A 16,909-nucleotide genomic window follows, 5' to 3' on the forward strand; every position below is an offset into this window, starting at 1 on the left:
TTTGGCCATTCTGGAATCAGTGCGACTGCCTATTAAGACAGACCTCGGAGGAGTGCGAAATGGGACGCTTTCCCCCATTTACAAGCTTAGACAAAACCACCCTATTTGACGCTTCAATTTGCGCGAGACTTTCATGCCATGCCGAACCGTAAAAAGGGCCACCATCTCGAACGCTGGGAAGTAGCGATGGTCAAAGCAATGCTGGCGACCAAAAAGTACAACGACCAGGACATCCTCGCTTATTTCACCCGGCCCACGCGCTCAATCAACCACAGGCAGATTTCGGAAATTCGGTCGGAAAAGAAGCACAAGGCCGTTAAATCAGCCAATTCCGAGCAGCTCGCCGAATTCTTGAACTGTTGGCCAGACGTGGATGGAGAGACTGGCCTAAGCATAAGGGGCGACGAGCTTCTGGTGAAGGGGCGAGAGGCGATGATTGCCGCAGTTCACAACTTCAATTCGGCGGGGCTCCACTTCCGTGCGGAGATCTTCATCACGACAGCAATGATTGCATGGACTTATCTTTGCCATGCTTGGTTCAAACGCGAAGGAATCGACTATCGCTACAAAACCAACGGCGCACCCAAGCTCTTAGCAAGTGGCGCAGAAGCGTATTGGGAACTAGGCAAATGCTTACGCAACGACAAGCTGCCGGTCGCGAAGGCGGTGCGGCAGAACCTTGAGCTATTGCTGGAGATACGGCACGAGATTGAGCATCGCTCGACGGACCGGATCGACGATGCGCTCGGGCCGCTAATGCAAGCCTGCTGCCTCAACTTCAATGAGGCGATCCGATCTTGGTTTGGCGCGCAGTTTGGGCTCGAGCGCCGCTTGCCGATCGCCCTGCAGTTCGTAACGTTTGATGCACCACAGGCAGCTGGTCTCAAGAAGGGCTCTTCCCTGCCTTCTACGATCGCTTCCACGATGGACGCCTTCCACGCGAAGATGAGTGACGAGGAACTCAAGGATCCCGCGTTCACTTATCGCGTCGCGTTCGTGCCAAAGCTCGGCAGCAAGGCGAGCAAAGCAGACATCGCCATCGAATTTATCAAGCCGAGTTCGGACGAGGCGAAAGCGATTAATGCGGTACTGCTCAAGGAAGTTGACAAGGTGCGCTTTACTGCCGGACAGGTAATCAACGCAATGCACGCGGAAGGATATCCGAGATTCAACCAAGCAGTGCACACCGCATTGTGGAAGGAGTTGGATGCCAAGGATCCGAAAAAGGGGTTCGGCAGGCCTGGTGACTATAAGAACATGTGGGTCTGGTTCGACAGTTGGCTCGCGCGCGTGCGCGCCCACTGTCAAGAGAATGCCAGCAAGTACGTGGCTGCCGTCTGAGCTTCCGCTTTTGGCGTGGCTCGATCACTGCACCAAGGAGCAGTAACGTGATTGGCCTGAGAGTATGAAAAGTGGCTTATTCGGCCGTCCCTAGGGCCAGTTGCTACGGCCGCCGTCGAACTTCATCATATTGGTTCCGACACTTTTACTGCTTGCAGTTCACAAAACGGTCCGCCCTGTCACTGAGGAACATCTGATGCACGTAGTGCCCTGTTGCCTCGGCATGCGAACGAGCGAGCCGGGGCAGTTCCACCACCGCTCGCTCGACATCGTCGAGACCGATAGGGTTATCCGATTCTGGAGGGTCTATGCGGACGACGTTTTGCTTTCCGACTAGAAGGTAGGCTTGGCCAAGAGCGTTGCGAGACTGCGCCTTCGCTGCAGCGCGAAAGATCATAGGCGCTTTCCCCAAACCTGGAAATACCCAGCGCAAGAGGCCCCCTTTTCGGACGCCTTCGTCGAGCCCAAGAATCTCGTCTCCCGTGCCGATGGACAAAACGCGAATATTCTCCCGCGGAAGATCGTAGCAGGCGAGCGCATCGACCACGGCATTCATAACAGGGTTGTTCGCCCAGATGCCCCCGTCGATCATGATGTGGCCGTCATTCTCAACCCCGGGATAGTATCCCGGAGCAGCCGATGTATGCAGCGCAACGTGCGCTGCCTTCGCGTGCCGGTCCTTCTTGTAGTCGGGGTGGTGTGGGGTTTTGTAGATGTAGGGCTCGCCGTAACGGCCCTCGAAGCTCGGTATAACGAGACGAGTCGTAGCATCGTCCAGAAGACGCTCACCGAACACCTTCAGAAGTTCGTCCTTCAGAACGCTCTGGTCGTGCTTCGGGCGCCGCAGCCACTGCGGGAGATCAAAAATACCCCTGCCCTTCGGAAAGATTACTGATCCACGCTCTGTGTAGATCTCGGCAGCCTGCCGGGCCGTCATCTCTGCGGCGAGCGCCAGCGCGATGATGCCCCCGGTCGAGGTGCCGGTGATCATGTCGAAATGGCTGGCAATTGACTGCCCGTCCAAGAAACGCCTCTCGATCTCGGCGAGATAGGATGCGCCAAAAACGCCCTTGATGCCGCCGCCATCGATTGACAGGATGCGGAAAATCCGGCCTTCGGGCCATGGCTCCTTCTTTCGTGTCTGCTGAAGAGTGCCGTCCGAACGACGGGGTGGCTGGTAAGTCATGAGGCAACTCCATCTGCATGAGGGGTCGGGTGACGCCCGCCGCCGGTCCAGCGTCCGGCCATGAGCCACAACTCGTAGCAGGCGAGCCAATCGGCGCTCCAGGGAACGATAGTCCGGGACAGATGCATGGTTTCGTCCCACTCGTTCGCCGCCGGATCGTATAGACAGAGCGTCGGGTCGTCGTCACGGTTGTAGACATGGGGAAGCGAGCCCTCGGGATTTTCTGGAAGCCGGATCAGCGCCGGGGACAGAACCCGCACCTCGGGGGCGTAGCCTACCTGATAACGGATCTCGATCCGATAGATCTGAAACTGCTTGAGATCGCCGGTCCAGCGGGCTGCGTCGGCGCGACGGGAAAGGCGACTGACCCGAAAGCCGGGCCAGTCACGCTTCATCGAAGCGACCTGCTCCTCGATCGGGAGCAGGCGACTATTCATCAACCGGATCTCCGAAGAAGGTGTGCGGCTTGGCGGCGACCGGAGCCGCCGACGTCACAATCGTGGCTGCCGCCGGTAACAGAATGCTGCCCTTCTTGCTGTAGACCTGCGACCCTGCGACGATTGCCGCACCGGTAGCGTCGGCCATCCTGTCGGCTGCGCGCGTCGCGACGCGGTCGCCAAACATCTCGCGCAGCCAGTCGCGCAGCCTGACGGGGTCCAGTTCGCCGCGTTTGGCGCGCTCGATCCCGGCCACGAGATCGTGGAGATAGCGGGCGAACTGGTTCTGCTGATCCAGGTTTTCCGGCCAGCGGTCGGTGAAGACGTCGGCGCTGTAGGTCGGATTGACGACGTGAAGCTTCTGACGGTTGATCGACGCCCGCTCGATCTCGCCGATGATCCAGCGGCAGATACGGACCAGCATGTCTGAGAGATTCATGTCGGGAAGCGCCGCAGCGCCGGCAAAGTACGAAAGCATGACCGACGGTGGGATGCGGCCGCTATGGTTAGCGTAGCGAACGTTGCGATAGCGCTTCAGCAGCTGCAACGCGACAGTCGCCATGTTCTTCACGACGAACTGCGTCTGATCGGGAACTTCGTCGACTTCGGCGTCGGCGCGGATGCTCGTCCGATGGTCGCCGAACCACCGGTCCTTAAAGGCTTCGATCACGCGCTCTTCGTTCGGCGTGCGAGCCCTATACCATTCAGCATGTCCATAGGCGTTCATGGGCACCATGCTGTCGTCATTCGACGGCAGTGGCCCCTTCGCGTGGGTGATCTCCGACTGGCGATCGGTGGTGCCGTAGTCGCGGAGTGCCGGCGTCACGTCGAGATGCATGTTGTCGGCATAGAACAGCGTGACGCAGCGGGTCTGCTGGATGACCTTCTGGACCGGGTAGTCCATCAAGGCCGCAGCGAGCGCCTGCAGGATCACGAGCGGCGTCATGTGACGATAGCGGCCGCCAAGCTGGGCGACGATGTCGATATCGTACTCGTCGTCGGTGCCACGCGTGGAGATGGTCGCGTCGATAGCCATCGATCCCTGTGCATAAAAATGCTCGATCTGATCCTGGAACGCCGTCGTGCCTTCCAGGTAATCGCGCACCGCCTTGTAACGCTGGCACGCCTTGGCATGGAGGGACGGAGGCAACTGAACGCTGAAGGCGATTTCCGCCAGGATGCGATCAAGCGGGTCTTCGAAGGGGTTCTTCCCCCGGTATGCGGACACAGTCATAGTCTTGTTCCTGAATTCAAAGGTTTCGGTGCGGCTTGGGAGGCCCCCTTAAGAGAAAGGCGCGGGATTTGGAGATTCAGACAATTTTATTTTTTGTCTGAATCGGCTTTGATGTGCGCATAAGAGTCTGGAGGAGAGTCGACGGGGTGTTTTGGGAGACGTCGAATGGATGCCGAAGCCGGCGTTAGACGTGTACCTTGCTCGGAAGAGGAGGTAAGCAATTTCTTCGACCGCATGACGTCTGCGCAGAAGCGGGACGCATATCGGTTTGCCGTCAAATGTGCGGCCGCATGTCTTGCCGACGCCGACGAACTGATCAGCGAGGCCTTCGTCAGGATGTGGGAGGGGCGTCGGAAACGCCGGGCCGACGACGACGACCTATTCCCCGTCCTGTTGGGTACGATCAAGAGCCTAGCTTCCGACATTCAGTTCATCACGGAGCGCACACGCATTCGGCGCATGGGTTCCGGAAGGGAAAAGGGCAAGTTCGGCGTGATCGAACGCGATGCAGATCACGGAATGATTGCAATCGACGCGGCCAGCGCCGATGCCGGCGAAGTCGTCGACCGCATGGATACGGACGAATATCGCAAAGCTCTGCTTGCCGACATCGCCGGCGATGCAGAGCTTGAACTGCTTTTCGAGGGCATGTCCGTCCCGTTCATCGGAAAGGACTTGGCGGACTGGATGGGAATGGACACGGTCGCGCTGGCAACTGTTCGCCGGCGCTTCAAGAGACAGATGCTGCAGCTTGGAAAGAGGCTGGCGGCAGCTGCGCGCGAGCGCTAGGCAGATTGGAAGGTCGACATGTCAGGGAAAGATAGAGAGTGGCTTGACCACCTGCACGAGTTCCTGATCGACGAGATCGTACATGGCAAGGATGACGAGCCGGTAGATGAAGCCGACGTCAAGGCCTTCGATGCAGCCGTTGCAACCGCACGCTCGCGTCTGGCCAAGCGCAAGCTCGAAGCGGCGCGACTGGCAGTTCGTTCGGACGTCTTCGCTTCAGCGCCGGCTTCCGGCCGCGATATCGAACGCGCAAAGCGCCGGCTTACCTCGCTCAAGACCGGAGCTAATGATGACGGCGCCAATCTGACACTCGCCGCTCGGTTTGGCCAGGCCGGCAATGAAGATGATGACGGCCTGCTCGAAGACATTGCCGAACTTGAACGCGATCAGGACGACAACAGCAGCAAATGATGAAGCGACTAACCAGAGCCGAAGATCTGCTTCAGTCTTTGGGCATCGACGATCCCAGAGATATTGATCTTGAAGCCATCGCATGGCACGTCGGAGCTAAGATCAAGGTTCGCCCCCTCGTCAATTGCGAGGCCCGCATCATCGGGCTCGGCGACAAGGCGATCATCTCAGTCAACGCCGCTTCGCCTCATGAGCGGCGTCGGTTCTCTATCGGACACGAACTGGGCCATTGGGCGCATCATCGCGGACAGTGTGCCGTGTGCCGTGCGGCCGATATCGGAAACTACAGGAACGAGCAGGCGACGAAAGAACGAGCGGCTGACGCATATGCGGCCGATCTCATCATGCCGTGGTATCTCTTCAAGCCTGCAGCGCGCCTGCACAAGCGCCTGGACATCAATGCGCTGCGCGCCGTGGCCACACTGTTTTCTGCCAGCCTGACCGCGACGTTGATCAGAATGATCGATAGCGACCAGTTCCCCTGCAGCATGGTTGTCACTCACCGCGCCTCCGGCAAGCCATGGGTAACCCGGGCTCCTTCAATGCAGCGACGCTGGTTCGCCCGGGAGGATCTTGATCCGGATTCGTTCGCGTTCGCGATGATGTTCGGCAATGACGCTCGGACGGAGGGGTTTCCGCGAAAGATTGGCGCGGACGCATGGTTCGATCATCATTCGGCCGCCGAGTTCGAGATCACTGAGCAATCGTTCAAGCTGCCGACTGGCGATGTGGTCACAATTCTAAACCTGCCGGAACGGATGGCTGGCTGACGCAGGGCCGATTGGTCCGGAACTCAGTCGCAATAAGGGAGCTGGCAGGCCGTTTTCCGAGTTTTGCTGCTAAGTCGAGACCGTTGCTTGCCAGAACTCCATGTTCCTAGCATCGCGGCACATTCCACTAGACTTCGTTGCGTACGCATGCATTGCTGTAGTTAACGCGCGGCAGTTATCGCACCGCCAGGACCAAGGTCCCTCCAGCCCGCTAGGCGGGCTCAAGTCAGTACAGGCGCCGGATTGGCCGACGCCTCAGACTGAGGAGAACGACCATGGCGATAATCGGCACCGATCAAGGCACTGAATCGGACAGCGACAAGTTTCAGATTCCGCCGGAGCCACACGAACATATCTGGGACGCGCTAGAGACCCCGCCCAAGCGGGCGAAGAAGGGGAAGTCCCCCAACAAGAAAGCTCGCGACGCAGTGGGCGCTGAGCCGATACCGGCAAAGCCACCGAAGGCTGCGGGCCGCACCGAGACCAAGCAAAACAAGTCCGAGCTGGTGCTGAAGAAGCTCCGACTGGCCAAGGGCGCCACGATCGAGATGGTGGTGGAGGCAACCGGCTGGCAGGCGCACTCGGTGCGGGGCTTCTTGTCCGCGGTCGTCAAGAAGAAGCTTGGCCTCAACCTGGTCAGCCATGTCGGCAAGGACGGTGTCCGCCGATATCGCATCGATGACAGCGCCAAGGGCCCCTCACGGTGATGCGCGCCAAGCTTAACATTGAAGCAGAGGTCGCCGCCCTGGGCGACCTCTCGCGCGAGGAACTCGCAGCCCAATGGGAGAAGATCTACAGGTGCTTGCCCCCGAAGGGTGTCAGGCGTGAACTTCTGATCAGGGCTGCAGCCTGGCACCTTCAGGCAAAGCGTCTCGGTGGATTGTCCACCGAGACGCGTCGCATGCTCAGGTCCGCCATAGACCGGGTCGAGAAGAAGATCGCCGACCGCGACAAGCAACCTAACGTTGTCGTCAACGACATCACGGTCACGACCGCTCGGACACGCAAACTGGTTTTGCCAGGCGCTCGGTTGGTCCGTGACTGGAACGGCAGGACCCACATCGTCGAGGTGATCGAGGATGGCTTCGTCTTCGAGGCCAAGGTCTATCCATCGTTATCGTCCATCGCGCGCAAGATCACCGGCGCACATTGGTCCGGCCCGAGGTTCTTCCGCCTATGAGCAGCAACTCCACACCGCGCCTGCGCTGCGCTGTCTACACTCGCAAATCGAGCGAGGAAGGCCTCGACCAAGAATTCAACTCACTCGATGCCCAACGCGAAGCCTGTGTTGCCTTCATCGCCTCGCAGGTTGGCCTTGGCTGGAAGCTCGTTCCTGATCACTATGACGACGGCGGCATCTCCGGGGGCACGATGGAGCGCCCCGCCTTGCAGCGGCTGCTGCAGGACATTCGCGACAAGAAAGTCGACGTGGTGGTCGTCTACAAGATCGACCGCCTCACCCGCTCGCTAATGGACTTCTCGAAGATCGTCGAGATTTTCGATGCCAGTTCGGTGTCATTCGTCTCTGTCACTCAGCAGTTCAACACCACCACATCGATGGGCAGGCTGACGCTCAATGTCCTTCTGTCATTCGCACAGTTCGAGCGAGAGGTCACAGCCGAACGCATTCGCGACAAGATCGCGGCATCCAAGAACAAGGGTATCTGGATGGGTGGCCGCGTGCCTTTCGGCTACCGGGTCGAAGACCGGAAGCTCGTCATTGATGAACAAGATGCTAAAACCGTCCGCTGGATTTTCGAGCGCTACCTGGAGCTTCGCTCGGTTACAGCATTAGCGAGCGAGCTTCACAAATCGGGACGCATGGGAGGAGGCGCCGAGCGGTTGAGCAGGGGCAAGGTATTCTACCTTTTGGCGAACCCGATATACGTCGGCAAGCTGAGGCATCGCTCCGCCATTCTGCCCGGCGAGCACCTACCAATCATTTCAACTGATCTGTTCGACAGGGTGCAAGCCCAGCTAGCCCGGCAAGCGCCAGCCCGACGCAGCTCATCCAATGCAAACGGTATTCATCTGCTGACCAGCTTGGTGTTCGACGAGAACGGTGTTCGACTGAAGCCAACTTCCACGACCAGTCATGGCAAGCGCTATCGCTATTACGTGTCGGCCGATTTTGCGGACCGAGATCAGGCGCAACAGCGCTGGCGCTTGCCAGCGTCCCTTCTCGAAAAGATCGTACTCCGAAAAATATGCGAGCTCCTGAAGGATCAGGTCCTTCTTGCGACATGGCTCCAGCGGCACGCCCTTGGCGCCTCCATCGAGACCGGATTCCGTTTGGCCCAGTCGATCTACGATCAATTGAACGATGATCGGACCGGTGAATTCCGCCGTACGGTGTTCGGCCAAATCATTGCGAGGATTGAAATCTCAGCGTCTGCGATCAGGTTCGTCGTGCGGCCGAAGACGATCGTTGGCAAACTTCTAGGCACCATCAGCGACCACGCAGGACCAGAAATCGAAGAAGCTGCCGACAGCCATATTGTAGAAATGCCGATCGTTATCAGGCGGCGCGGTCAGGAGCAGCGGATCGTCATCGATAGCACGCTCGCTTATGAGAGAGACGATGCCCTGATCGATCTGATCGGAAGGGCGCACCATTATCTGGGACTGCTTACAAACGGATCCGCCCATTCAGTCGTCGAGTTGGCTTCTCAGTTGAAGGTACATCCGGCGGACATTAGTCGCATCCTTCCGCTGGCATTTCTTTCCCCGGCTGCGACGAACGCAATCCTTGGCGGAACTCAGCCTGCTGACCTGACCGCCGCGCGCCTGTCGCGGTCGATTGATGTTCCTGCATCATGGGAAGATCAGAGGAGCTTCATTTCCCGGTAGCTGCCTGCACGCTCGAAAATCGAACCGGGTAACCCCAGATTTCGGCTCGCATCTGCGAGGTGGCGCTAGCATCAATTTCCAAAACAACTGGAACGGCTGTCGGGTCTCCTGAGACCAGGCGCCTGCTCAGGCGGAAACTCCGTAGAAACTCGAGTCTCTGGTCCACGCGATCGCCGAAATGTGCGGCTAAGCTACGGAAAAGGCCAAGCTATTTCCCTGTGTCGAGAGACGGCAGGTTAGAGAAGGACTGTTTGGTGGAGCCAATCGGAATCGAACCGACGACCTCTTGAATGCCATTCAAGCGCTCTCCCAACTGAGCTATGGCCCCACTCCCGGCAGTCAGCCGGCGCCGTTTCCGGCGAAGAGATCCGGCGCAGCTGGGAACCGCGCCGTCGTTTAGTGCTGGCGGCTTCTAGCGCCGCCTTCGGTCAAGATCAAGCCTTGAAAAGCCGCTTTTTCGTCACAGGCCAAAATGGCCGGCAAACGATCAGATCAGACCTCGTCCTCATCGTCGCCGACGCCGATCATGTCAGACACATCGTCGTCCTCTTCTTCCTCGTCGGCAAGGAAGGTTTCGTCGTCATCGTCGCCGAGATCCACGTCCTCGTCGTCGCCGAGATCGGGAAGATCGTCGCCGCCGCCCTTGGTCTCCTCGTCCGCATCTTCCAGCGAAACGATTTCGGCGCCTTCTTCTTCCTCGGCGTCGATTTCCTTGTCGGCGACGTCCTCATCGTCCTCGATCGCGGAAATCTTGCCTTCCTCGAAATAAGAGCGCGGATAGCTCTTACCGGTGTAGGGCGAGACGATCGGGTCCTTGTTCAGGTCGTAGAATTTCCGACCGGTTTCGGGGTCGACACGTTTTGTGCCAAGTTCGGGTTTTGCCACAGCAAGCCTCGTCAATAAAAGAGCTGGTCCCCTTAACCGCAGTTTTCGACGCTGTCAAAGCCAAAAGCCGGCATCGCAAAACCTTGCATTCGAAGGCCCCCGCGAGGGGATGACCATTGCCGCGCGCCGTGATACGAGACCGCCGCAACACGACGAATTGAGCCGGCCCGCCGGCACCCGCATTTGGAAAAGACAATGTCTCACGCTGCCGCCCCGAAGCCGGCCACGGCCCGCAAATCTCCTGCCCTTGCCGGCACGGCGCGGGTGCCGGGCGACAAGTCGATCTCGCACCGCTCCTTCATGTTCGGGGGCCTGGCTTCCGGCGAGACGCGCATCACCGGCCTGCTCGAAGGCGAGGATGTGATGCGCACCGGCGCCGCCATGAAGGCGATGGGCGCGCATATCGAAAAGAAGGGGGCGGAGTGGGTGATCCGCGGCACCGGCAACGGCGCGCTGCTCGAGCCCGAAGGCCCGCTTGACTTCGGCAATGCCGGCACCGGCTCGCGGCTGACCATGGGGCTGGTCGGCACCTATGACATGGAGACGACCTTCATCGGCGACGCCTCGCTTTCCGGCCGGCCGATGGGCCGCGTGCTGGAGCCGCTGCGGCAAATGGGAGTCCAGGTGCTGAAGGCGGCGCCGGGCGACCGCATGCCGATCACGCTGCGCGGCCCGAAGCACGCCGCGCCCATCACCTATCGCGTGCCGATGGCCTCGGCCCAGGTGAAGTCGGCGGTGCTGCTTGCCGGTCTCAACACGCCGGGCATCACCACGGTGATCGAGCCGGTGATGACGCGCGACCACACCGAAAAGATGCTCAAAGGCTTTGGCGCGAACCTCACCGTCGAGACCGACGAGCGCGGCGTGCGCCACATCTTCATCGAGGGCCAGGGCAAGCTCACCGGACAGACCATCGCGGTGCCTGGCGACCCGTCCTCGGCCGGTTTCCCGCTGGTGGCCGCGCTCATCGTGCCGGGCTCGGACATCACGATCGAGAACGTGCTGATGAACCCGACACGCACCGGCCTGCTCCTGACCCTGCAGGAAATGGGCGGCCGCATCGACATCCTCAATCCGCGCAATGCCGGCGGCGAGGATGTGGCGGACCTGCGCGTGCGCTCCTCCGATCTCAAGGGCGTCGTGGTGCCGCCGGAGCGCGCGCCATCGATGATCGACGAATATCCGGTGCTGGCGGTGGCTGCGAGCTTTGCCGAGGGCGAGACGCTGATGCAGGGGCTGGAGGAACTTCGGGTCAAGGAATCCGACCGGCTGTCGGCGGTCGCCAACGGGCTGAAGCTCAACGGCGTCGACTGCGGCGAGGGCGAAGCCTCGCTCGCCGTGCGCGGCAAGCCCGGCGGCAAGGGCCTTGGCGCTCACCCCGACGGGCTGGACACGGCGGTGACGACGCATCTCGACCATCGCATCGCCATGAGTTTTCTGGTGATGGGGCTGGCGACGGAAAAGCCGGTGACCATCGACGACGCCAACATGATCGCGACGAGCTTTCCGGAGTTCATGGGACTGATGAAGGGGCTGGGCGCGGAGATCGAGTGAGGACCGATGGGTTGCAGCCTAATTGAAACGCCGGCGGGACAGCGCCCCCTTCTGTCCTGCCGGACATTTCCCCCCCAAGGGGGGAGATTGGCTGCCTTGGCGCCGCGCTCCATCCTGCAGCATCGACAATTGGCGAAAGCCGCGATGACGGCCGATCTCCCCCCAAGTGGGGGAGATGTCCGGCAGGACAGAGGGGGGCGCGAAGGAACGCCGCGCTCGTCTTGTCCGTTGCTCGAGGCGAGCCCATGACCCACACCTTCACCATCGCCATCGACGGCCCCGCTGGCGCCGGCAAGGGCACGCTCGCCCGCCGGCTCGCCGACCATTACCGGCTGAACCTGCTCGACACCGGCCTCACCTATCGCGCGGTGGCCCACAAGCTGCTCGAGCTCGGCCTGCCGCTCGACAATGTCTCGGCGGCCAAAACCGCGGCGCGGCAGGTCGATCTCTCGAACCTCGACCGCGCAGTGCTTTCGGCACATGCGGTGGGCGAGGCCGCCTCGAAGGTCGCGGTGATCCCAACTGTCCGGCGCATCCTGGTCGAAAAGCAGCGCGACTTCGCCAAGGCGCCGCCGGGCGCGGTGCTCGACGGGCGCGACATCGGCACGGTCGTTTGCCCGGATGCCGACATCAAGCTCTATGTGACGGCGAGTGCTGCGGTGCGGGCGAAGCGCCGGCTGGCCGAGATCGAAAGCATGGGCGGCAGCGCCGATTTCGCCACGATCCTCGCCGACATCGAGCGCCGCGACGAACGCGACATGGGCCGTGCCGACTCTCCGCTCAAGCCCGCCGTCGACGCGCACTTGCTTGATACCAGCGAAATGGCTATAGAAGCCGCGTTTCTGGCGGCGATGGCGATCGTTGACGACGTCCTGGCCAAGAGAAACAAGGCCTGATTGAGGGTTTTTCCTTGTGCTTCCGTTGCCTGGAGCAAAGAAAATACCCATATCGGGCACGAACCAGCCTGCCAGCATTCTCTATGCGCCGGATTGCCGCTTTGGGCGGCCAAGGGCTCTTCAGCCCGGAACGCCGGCAGGCTCACGCAACGCTAACCCACGGCGCCCGCTCTGCTCATTGTGCGGAGCACTCCAGGAGAAACAATGTCAGCTGCAAATCCCACTCGCGATGATTTCGCGAGCATGCTCGAAGAATCATTCACCGCCGGCCATTCCGGCGAGGGCCAGGTTGTCCGGGGCACGATCACCGCGATCGAAAAGGACATGGCCATCATCGACGTCGGCCTCAAGGTCGAAGGCCGCGTGCCGCTGAAGGAATTCGGCGCCAAGGGCAAGGACTCCTCCCTCAAGGTCGGCGACACCGTCGAGGTCTATGTCGAGCGCATCGAGAACGCGCTTGGCGAGGCCATGCTGTCGCGCGAGAAGGCTCGCCGCGAAGAGAGCTGGGTGCGCCTCGAAGAGAAGTTCACCAAGGGTGAGCGCGTCGAAGGCGTCATCTTCAACCAGGTCAAGGGCGGCTTCACCGTCGACCTCGACGGCGCCGTGGCGTTCCTGCCGCGCAGCCAGGTCGACATCCGTCCGATCCGCGACGTCTCGCCGCTGATGCACAACCCGCAGCCCTTCGAGATCCTCAAGATGGATCGCCGCCGCGGCAACATCGTGGTGTCGCGCCGCACCGTGCTCGAAGAGAGCCGCGCCGAACAGCGTTCGGAGATCGTGCAGAACCTCGAGGAAGGCCAGGTGGTCGAAGGCGTGGTCAAGAACATCACCGACTACGGTGCGTTCGTCGACCTCGGCGGCATCGACGGCCTGCTGCATGTCACCGACATGGCATGGCGCCGCGTCAACCATCCGACCGAGATCCTCAACATCGGCCAGACGGTCAAGGTGCAGATCATCCGCATCAACCAGGAAACCCACCGCATCTCGCTCGGCATGAAGCAGCTCGAGTCGGATCCGTGGTCGGATATCGGCACCAAGTTCCCGATCGGCAAGAAGATCAAGGGCACCGTCACCAACATCACCGACTACGGCGCGTTCGTCGAGCTGGAGCCGGGCATCGAGGGCCTCATCCACGTTTCGGAAATGTCGTGGACGAAGAAGAACGTGCACCCCGGCAAGATCCTGTCGACGACGCAGGAAGTCGACGTGGTGGTGCTCGAGGTCGATCCGGCCAAGCGCCGCATCTCGCTCGGTCTCAAGCAGACGCTGGAGAACCCGTGGGAAGCCTTCGCGCGCAACCATCCGGTCGGCAGCCAGGTCGAGGGCGAGGTCAAGAACAAGACCGAGTTCGGCCTGTTCATCGGTCTCGAAGGCGACGTGGACGGCATGGTGCACCTCTCCGACCTCGACTGGACCCGTCCTGGCGAGCAGGTCATCGAAGAGTACAATCGCGGCGACATGGTCAAGGCGCAGGTGCTCGACGTCGACATCGAGAAGGAGCGCATCTCGCTCGGCATCAAGCAGCTGGCCCGCGACACCGTCGGCGAGGCGGCGAGCAGCGGCGAACTGCGCAAGAACGCCGTCGTCACCTGCGAGGTCATCGCGGTGAAGGATGGTGGTCTGGAAGTGCGGCTGGTCGACAGCGGCCTCGAGACCTTCATCAAGCGTTCCGACCTTTCCCGCGACCGCGACGAGCAGCGCCCCGAGCGCTTCACCGTCGGCCAGAAGGTCGACGCCCGCGTCATCGCCTTCGACAAGAAGACCCGCAAGCTGCAGGTCTCGATCAAGGCGCTGGAAATCGCCGAAGAGAAGGAAGCGGTCGCCCAGTACGGCTCGACCGACTCCGGCGCTTCGCTCGGCGACATCCTGGGCGCTGCGCTGAAGAAGCAGGGCAACTAAGCATTCCAGGAAAACCGCGTAGCGGTTTTCCGCCCGGAATTGCGTAGGCCCGCTTCGCAAGGACCAAACAAAAACCCCGCCGGAGCGATCCGGCGGGGTTTCTCATTGCACTCCGATCTGTGAGGTCAGGCCCTGCCATAGAGCGGCACCAGCGTGCCGCTCATCGCCTGGTTGGCAGGCGAGGCGAGATAGGCGATCGCTTCGGCGGCGGCTTCGAGGCTGACCCATTTGGTGAAATCGGCGTCGGGCATGTCGGCGCGGTTGGCCGGCGTGTCGAGCGTCGAGGGCGCCACCGCATTGACCAGAATGCCCTTGTGCTTCAGCTCCTCGGCCATGGCCTGCGTCATCGCGGCGACCGCCGCCTTGCTCGCGGCATAGGCGACCATGCCTGCGCCGCGCCTGGGATCGAGCCCGGCGCGCGCGGTGACGTTGACGATGCGCCCCGCCGTGCCGGACGCCAGCAGCGAGCGCACCGCGGCGCGGCTGCAGAGGAAGGCGGTGCGGGCGTTGGTCTCCATCATCTCGGCAAAGGACGCCGATTCGATCTTTTCCACCGGCGCCATGGTGAAACCGCCGGCGAGGTGGATCGAAGCCCAAAGCTCCGGAACCTGATGGTAGAAGGCCTCGACCTTGGCGGAGTCCGAGAGGTCGACATTGTGCGCAAGGTGGACGCTGGCGTGGGCTGCGTAAGGAAAGTGCGGCGGGGCCGCGGCATGGGCATTGGGCACATGGCAGATCGCCCCCTGCTCCAGCAATCTGCCGACAACCGCGCCGCCGAGCGCCCCAGTGCCGCCCGTCACCACGACATGCCTGCCGTTAAGCGTTTCCGTCATATTTCGACTGCTCCTGTCGTATTCTTATGGTTATGCCGCCCCAGTATCGAACGTCGCGCCTTTCGCGCTGTCACTCAATTGAAATATCGACATGGCTGGCGTCCCTTCTTTGCATGCGTCGGGACGCCGCGTGACGTCACGTCGCTGCGTCCCGACTGGATGGGAAAGGTTGCCAAGTCTTCAGTCGATGGTGATTTCGATGACGCGCGGCTTGCGCGCCGCTCGCGCCCGCTTCAGCGCCTCGGCCAAGCCACCGACCCCGGCCAGCCGCTCTGCCTCTATGCGATAGGCTTCGGCGAGCTTGCAGAAATCCGGCGGCGCCGGCGACACGCCGACCGGCTCGACGCCGACATCGAGCATCGAGGTCTCGATCTCGCGATAGCCGCGATTGTTCCAGACGACGAAGATCACCGGCGCTTCGGCGTCGAGCGCCGCGCCCAGCTCCGGCAGGGTGAACTGGAAGCCGCCATCGCCGGTGAGGCAAACGACCGGCGCCTCGGGCACGGCAAGGGCGGCACCGATCGCCGCCGGCGGGCCGTAGCCCAGCGCGCCGAAGCCGGTCGCGGCGTTGAACCAGCCGGCCGGACGGTCGTGATCGTAATAGAGGTTGGCAGCGTAGATCGGCTGGGTCGAGTCGCCGACGATGATCGCGCCGGGCAGCGCATCGCGGATCGCCTCCACCGCGCGCACCTGCGCCAGATAGTCGGGTTTCAACTCGGCGAGCGCCGCCTCTCTCGCCGCCGCGGCGCGGACCGCGCCGTCCTTCGCGGCGACATGGGCGGGCCCAAGCTCGGTCAGCAGTGCACCAAGCGCCTCGGCGCAATCGGCCTGGATCCCAACCGTCACCGGGCGGCGGGCGAGCTGGTCGGCGCCGATGTCGATGCGGATGAGGTTCGGCGGCAGCACGAAACCGCCGTCGCCATAGCCGTCATAGTCGGTCGGACCGAATTCGGTGCCGGCGGCGATCACCAGATCGGCGTCCACCATCAGCGCGCGCACAGCCTTCAAGCTGGGACTTGCCGGCACGCAGAGCGGATGACGATGCAGCAAGCCACGCGCATTGGCGGTCTCGACGACTGGCGCGCCGAGAGTTTCGGCGAAGCGCATCAGCGTCGAATCGGCCTTCCTGGCGCCGCCGCCGGCGAGGATCAGCGGCCGGCGAGCCGCCTTGATCAACCTCGCAGCGTCGGCGACCGCCGTGGTAGCCGGAGCGGGCGGCGCGCTGTTGCTGAGCACCGGCGCGAGACCTTCGGCGGGCTTCACCATGACGTCGGTCGGGATCTCGATATGGACCGGACCCGGACGCGAGGAGGAGAAAACGGCGAAGGCGCGGGCGAGAGCGCCCGGCAGCTCCCCGGCCTCGGTGATGCGCTCGGAGAAGAGCGCCACCTTCTCCATCATGCCGCGCTGGTCCGGCAATTCGTGCAGGAAGCCGAGCCCCTTGCCGAGCGTATCGGTGGCGTTGACGCCGGAGATCACCAGCATCGGCACCGAATCGGCGCGCGCCTGGCCCATGGCGGTGATGGTGTTGGTGAGGCCCGGGCCGGTGATGACGAAGGCGACGCCCGGTCGGCCGCCGGCGCGCGCATAGCCGTCGGCCATGAAGCCGGCGCCCTGCTCGTGGCGGGGCGTGACATGGCGGATCTTCGAGCGCGCCAGCCCGCGATAGAGCTCGACCGTATGCACACCCGGAATGCCGAAGACGGTGTCGACGCCATGCGCCTCGAGCAAGGTGATGAGCGCTTCGCCGAGCGTGGTCATTGGTTCTCTCCCCTTTAGAGCGGATCACTGTTTAACGGAAACAGTGATCCGCTCTATCTC

Annotated in this window: 16 protein-coding genes and 1 tRNA gene; 10 read left to right on the plus strand and 7 right to left on the minus strand. The window is 61.9% G+C overall.

The window, feature by feature from the left end:
• Positions 1 to 138 precede the first annotated feature (138 nt).
• The gene (locus tag RFN30_RS28825) at positions 139 to 1,341 is read left to right on the plus strand and encodes a DUF3644 domain-containing protein (protein WP_320265455.1); all 1,203 of its coding nucleotides are present in this window, start codon (positions 139 to 141) and stop codon (positions 1,339 to 1,341) included.
• Positions 1,342 to 1,486: 145 nt separating this feature from the next.
• Here RFN30_RS28825 and RFN30_RS28830 read toward each other — a convergent pair whose 3' ends face one another.
• Genes RFN30_RS28830 through RFN30_RS28840 form a run of 3 tightly spaced genes read right to left on the minus strand, consistent with a single transcriptional unit; the run spans position 1,487 to position 4,198 of the window.
• Positions 1,487 to 2,527, minus strand: coding sequence for a CBASS cGAMP-activated phospholipase (locus tag RFN30_RS28830; protein ID WP_320265456.1), 1,041 nt, complete (start codon positions 2,525 to 2,527; stop codon positions 1,487 to 1,489).
• Positions 2,524 to 2,964, minus strand: a complete 441-nt coding sequence (locus RFN30_RS28835; protein WP_320265457.1) for a type II CBASS E2 protein — start codon at positions 2,962 to 2,964, stop codon at positions 2,524 to 2,526. The genes RFN30_RS28830 and RFN30_RS28835 overlap by 4 nt, the downstream gene beginning before the upstream one ends.
• Positions 2,957 to 4,198 (minus strand): nucleotidyltransferase domain-containing protein, encoded by a 1,242-nt coding sequence (locus RFN30_RS28840; protein ID WP_320265458.1) that lies wholly within the window; start codon positions 4,196 to 4,198, stop codon positions 2,957 to 2,959. The genes RFN30_RS28835 and RFN30_RS28840 overlap by 8 nt, the downstream gene beginning before the upstream one ends.
• 165 nt (positions 4,199 to 4,363) lie before the next feature.
• Between RFN30_RS28840 and RFN30_RS28845 the strand changes: the two genes are divergently transcribed.
• From RFN30_RS28845 to RFN30_RS28870, 6 genes are all read left to right on the plus strand, one after another.
• Positions 4,364 to 4,987 carry a hypothetical protein gene (locus tag RFN30_RS28845; protein ID WP_320265459.1) on the plus strand — a complete coding sequence of 208 codons (624 nt, stop codon included), beginning with the start codon at positions 4,364 to 4,366 and terminating at the stop codon, positions 4,985 to 4,987.
• Between the two features lie 18 nt (positions 4,988 to 5,005).
• Positions 5,006 to 5,398 carry a hypothetical protein gene (locus RFN30_RS28850; protein WP_320265460.1) on the plus strand — a complete coding sequence of 131 codons (393 nt, stop codon included), beginning with the start codon at positions 5,006 to 5,008 and terminating at the stop codon, positions 5,396 to 5,398.
• Positions 5,398 to 6,168 carry an ImmA/IrrE family metallo-endopeptidase gene (locus RFN30_RS28855; protein WP_320265461.1) on the plus strand — a complete coding sequence of 257 codons (771 nt, stop codon included), beginning with the start codon at positions 5,398 to 5,400 and terminating at the stop codon, positions 6,166 to 6,168. Before RFN30_RS28850 ends, RFN30_RS28855 begins: the two co-directional genes overlap by 1 nt.
• 275 nt (positions 6,169 to 6,443) lie before the next feature.
• On the plus strand, positions 6,444 to 6,875 hold the full coding sequence (locus RFN30_RS28860) for a DUF3489 domain-containing protein (protein ID WP_320265462.1): 432 nt from the start codon (positions 6,444 to 6,446) through the stop codon (positions 6,873 to 6,875).
• Positions 6,875 to 7,348: a DUF2924 domain-containing protein gene (locus RFN30_RS28865; protein ID WP_320265498.1), complete on the plus strand. Its 474-nt coding sequence runs from the start codon at positions 6,875 to 6,877 to the stop codon at positions 7,346 to 7,348. The genes RFN30_RS28860 and RFN30_RS28865 overlap by 1 nt, the downstream gene beginning before the upstream one ends.
• Positions 7,345 to 9,018: a recombinase family protein gene (locus RFN30_RS28870; RefSeq protein WP_320265463.1), complete on the plus strand. Its 1,674-nt coding sequence runs from the start codon at positions 7,345 to 7,347 to the stop codon at positions 9,016 to 9,018. The genes RFN30_RS28865 and RFN30_RS28870 overlap by 4 nt, the downstream gene beginning before the upstream one ends.
• 252 nt (positions 9,019 to 9,270) lie before the next feature.
• Here RFN30_RS28870 and RFN30_RS28875 read toward each other — a convergent pair.
• Together RFN30_RS28875 and RFN30_RS28880 are read right to left on the minus strand one after the other, a co-directional pair.
• Positions 9,271 to 9,346, minus strand: a tRNA-Ala gene (locus tag RFN30_RS28875).
• Positions 9,347 to 9,510: 164 nt separating this feature from the next.
• Entirely contained in the window at positions 9,511 to 9,903 is a 393-nt protein-coding gene (locus RFN30_RS28880) for a TIGR02300 family protein (RefSeq protein ID WP_320265464.1), read from the minus strand.
• Positions 9,904 to 10,098: 195 nt separating this feature from the next.
• Between RFN30_RS28880 and aroA the strand changes: the two genes are divergently transcribed.
• From aroA to rpsA, 3 genes are all read left to right on the plus strand, one after another.
• Positions 10,099 to 11,457: a 3-phosphoshikimate 1-carboxyvinyltransferase gene (gene aroA, locus RFN30_RS28885; protein WP_320265465.1), complete on the plus strand. Its 1,359-nt coding sequence runs from the start codon at positions 10,099 to 10,101 to the stop codon at positions 11,455 to 11,457.
• Between the two features lie 245 nt (positions 11,458 to 11,702).
• Positions 11,703 to 12,353 (plus strand): (d)CMP kinase, encoded by a 651-nt coding sequence (cmk, locus tag RFN30_RS28890; protein ID WP_320265466.1) that lies wholly within the window; start codon positions 11,703 to 11,705, stop codon positions 12,351 to 12,353.
• 204 nt (positions 12,354 to 12,557) lie between these two features.
• Positions 12,558 to 14,255 (plus strand): 30S ribosomal protein S1, encoded by a 1,698-nt coding sequence (gene rpsA / locus RFN30_RS28895; protein ID WP_127861798.1) that lies wholly within the window; start codon positions 12,558 to 12,560, stop codon positions 14,253 to 14,255.
• 125 nt (positions 14,256 to 14,380) lie between these two features.
• On the opposite strand, the gene RFN30_RS28900 is transcribed toward rpsA, so the two are convergent.
• Together RFN30_RS28900 and RFN30_RS28905 are read right to left on the minus strand one after the other, a co-directional pair.
• Entirely contained in the window at positions 14,381 to 15,088 is a 708-nt protein-coding gene (locus tag RFN30_RS28900; RefSeq protein WP_320265467.1) for an SDR family NAD(P)-dependent oxidoreductase, read from the minus strand.
• 180 nt (positions 15,089 to 15,268) lie between these two features.
• On the minus strand, positions 15,269 to 16,849 hold the full coding sequence (locus RFN30_RS28905) for a 5-guanidino-2-oxopentanoate decarboxylase (RefSeq protein WP_320265468.1): 1,581 nt from the start codon (positions 16,847 to 16,849) through the stop codon (positions 15,269 to 15,271).
• Positions 16,850 to 16,909: the final 60 nt, after the last annotated feature.

The organism is Mesorhizobium dulcispinae (assembly GCF_033977345.1).
Classification (GTDB): domain Bacteria; phylum Pseudomonadota; class Alphaproteobacteria; order Rhizobiales; family Rhizobiaceae; genus Mesorhizobium; species Mesorhizobium dulcispinae.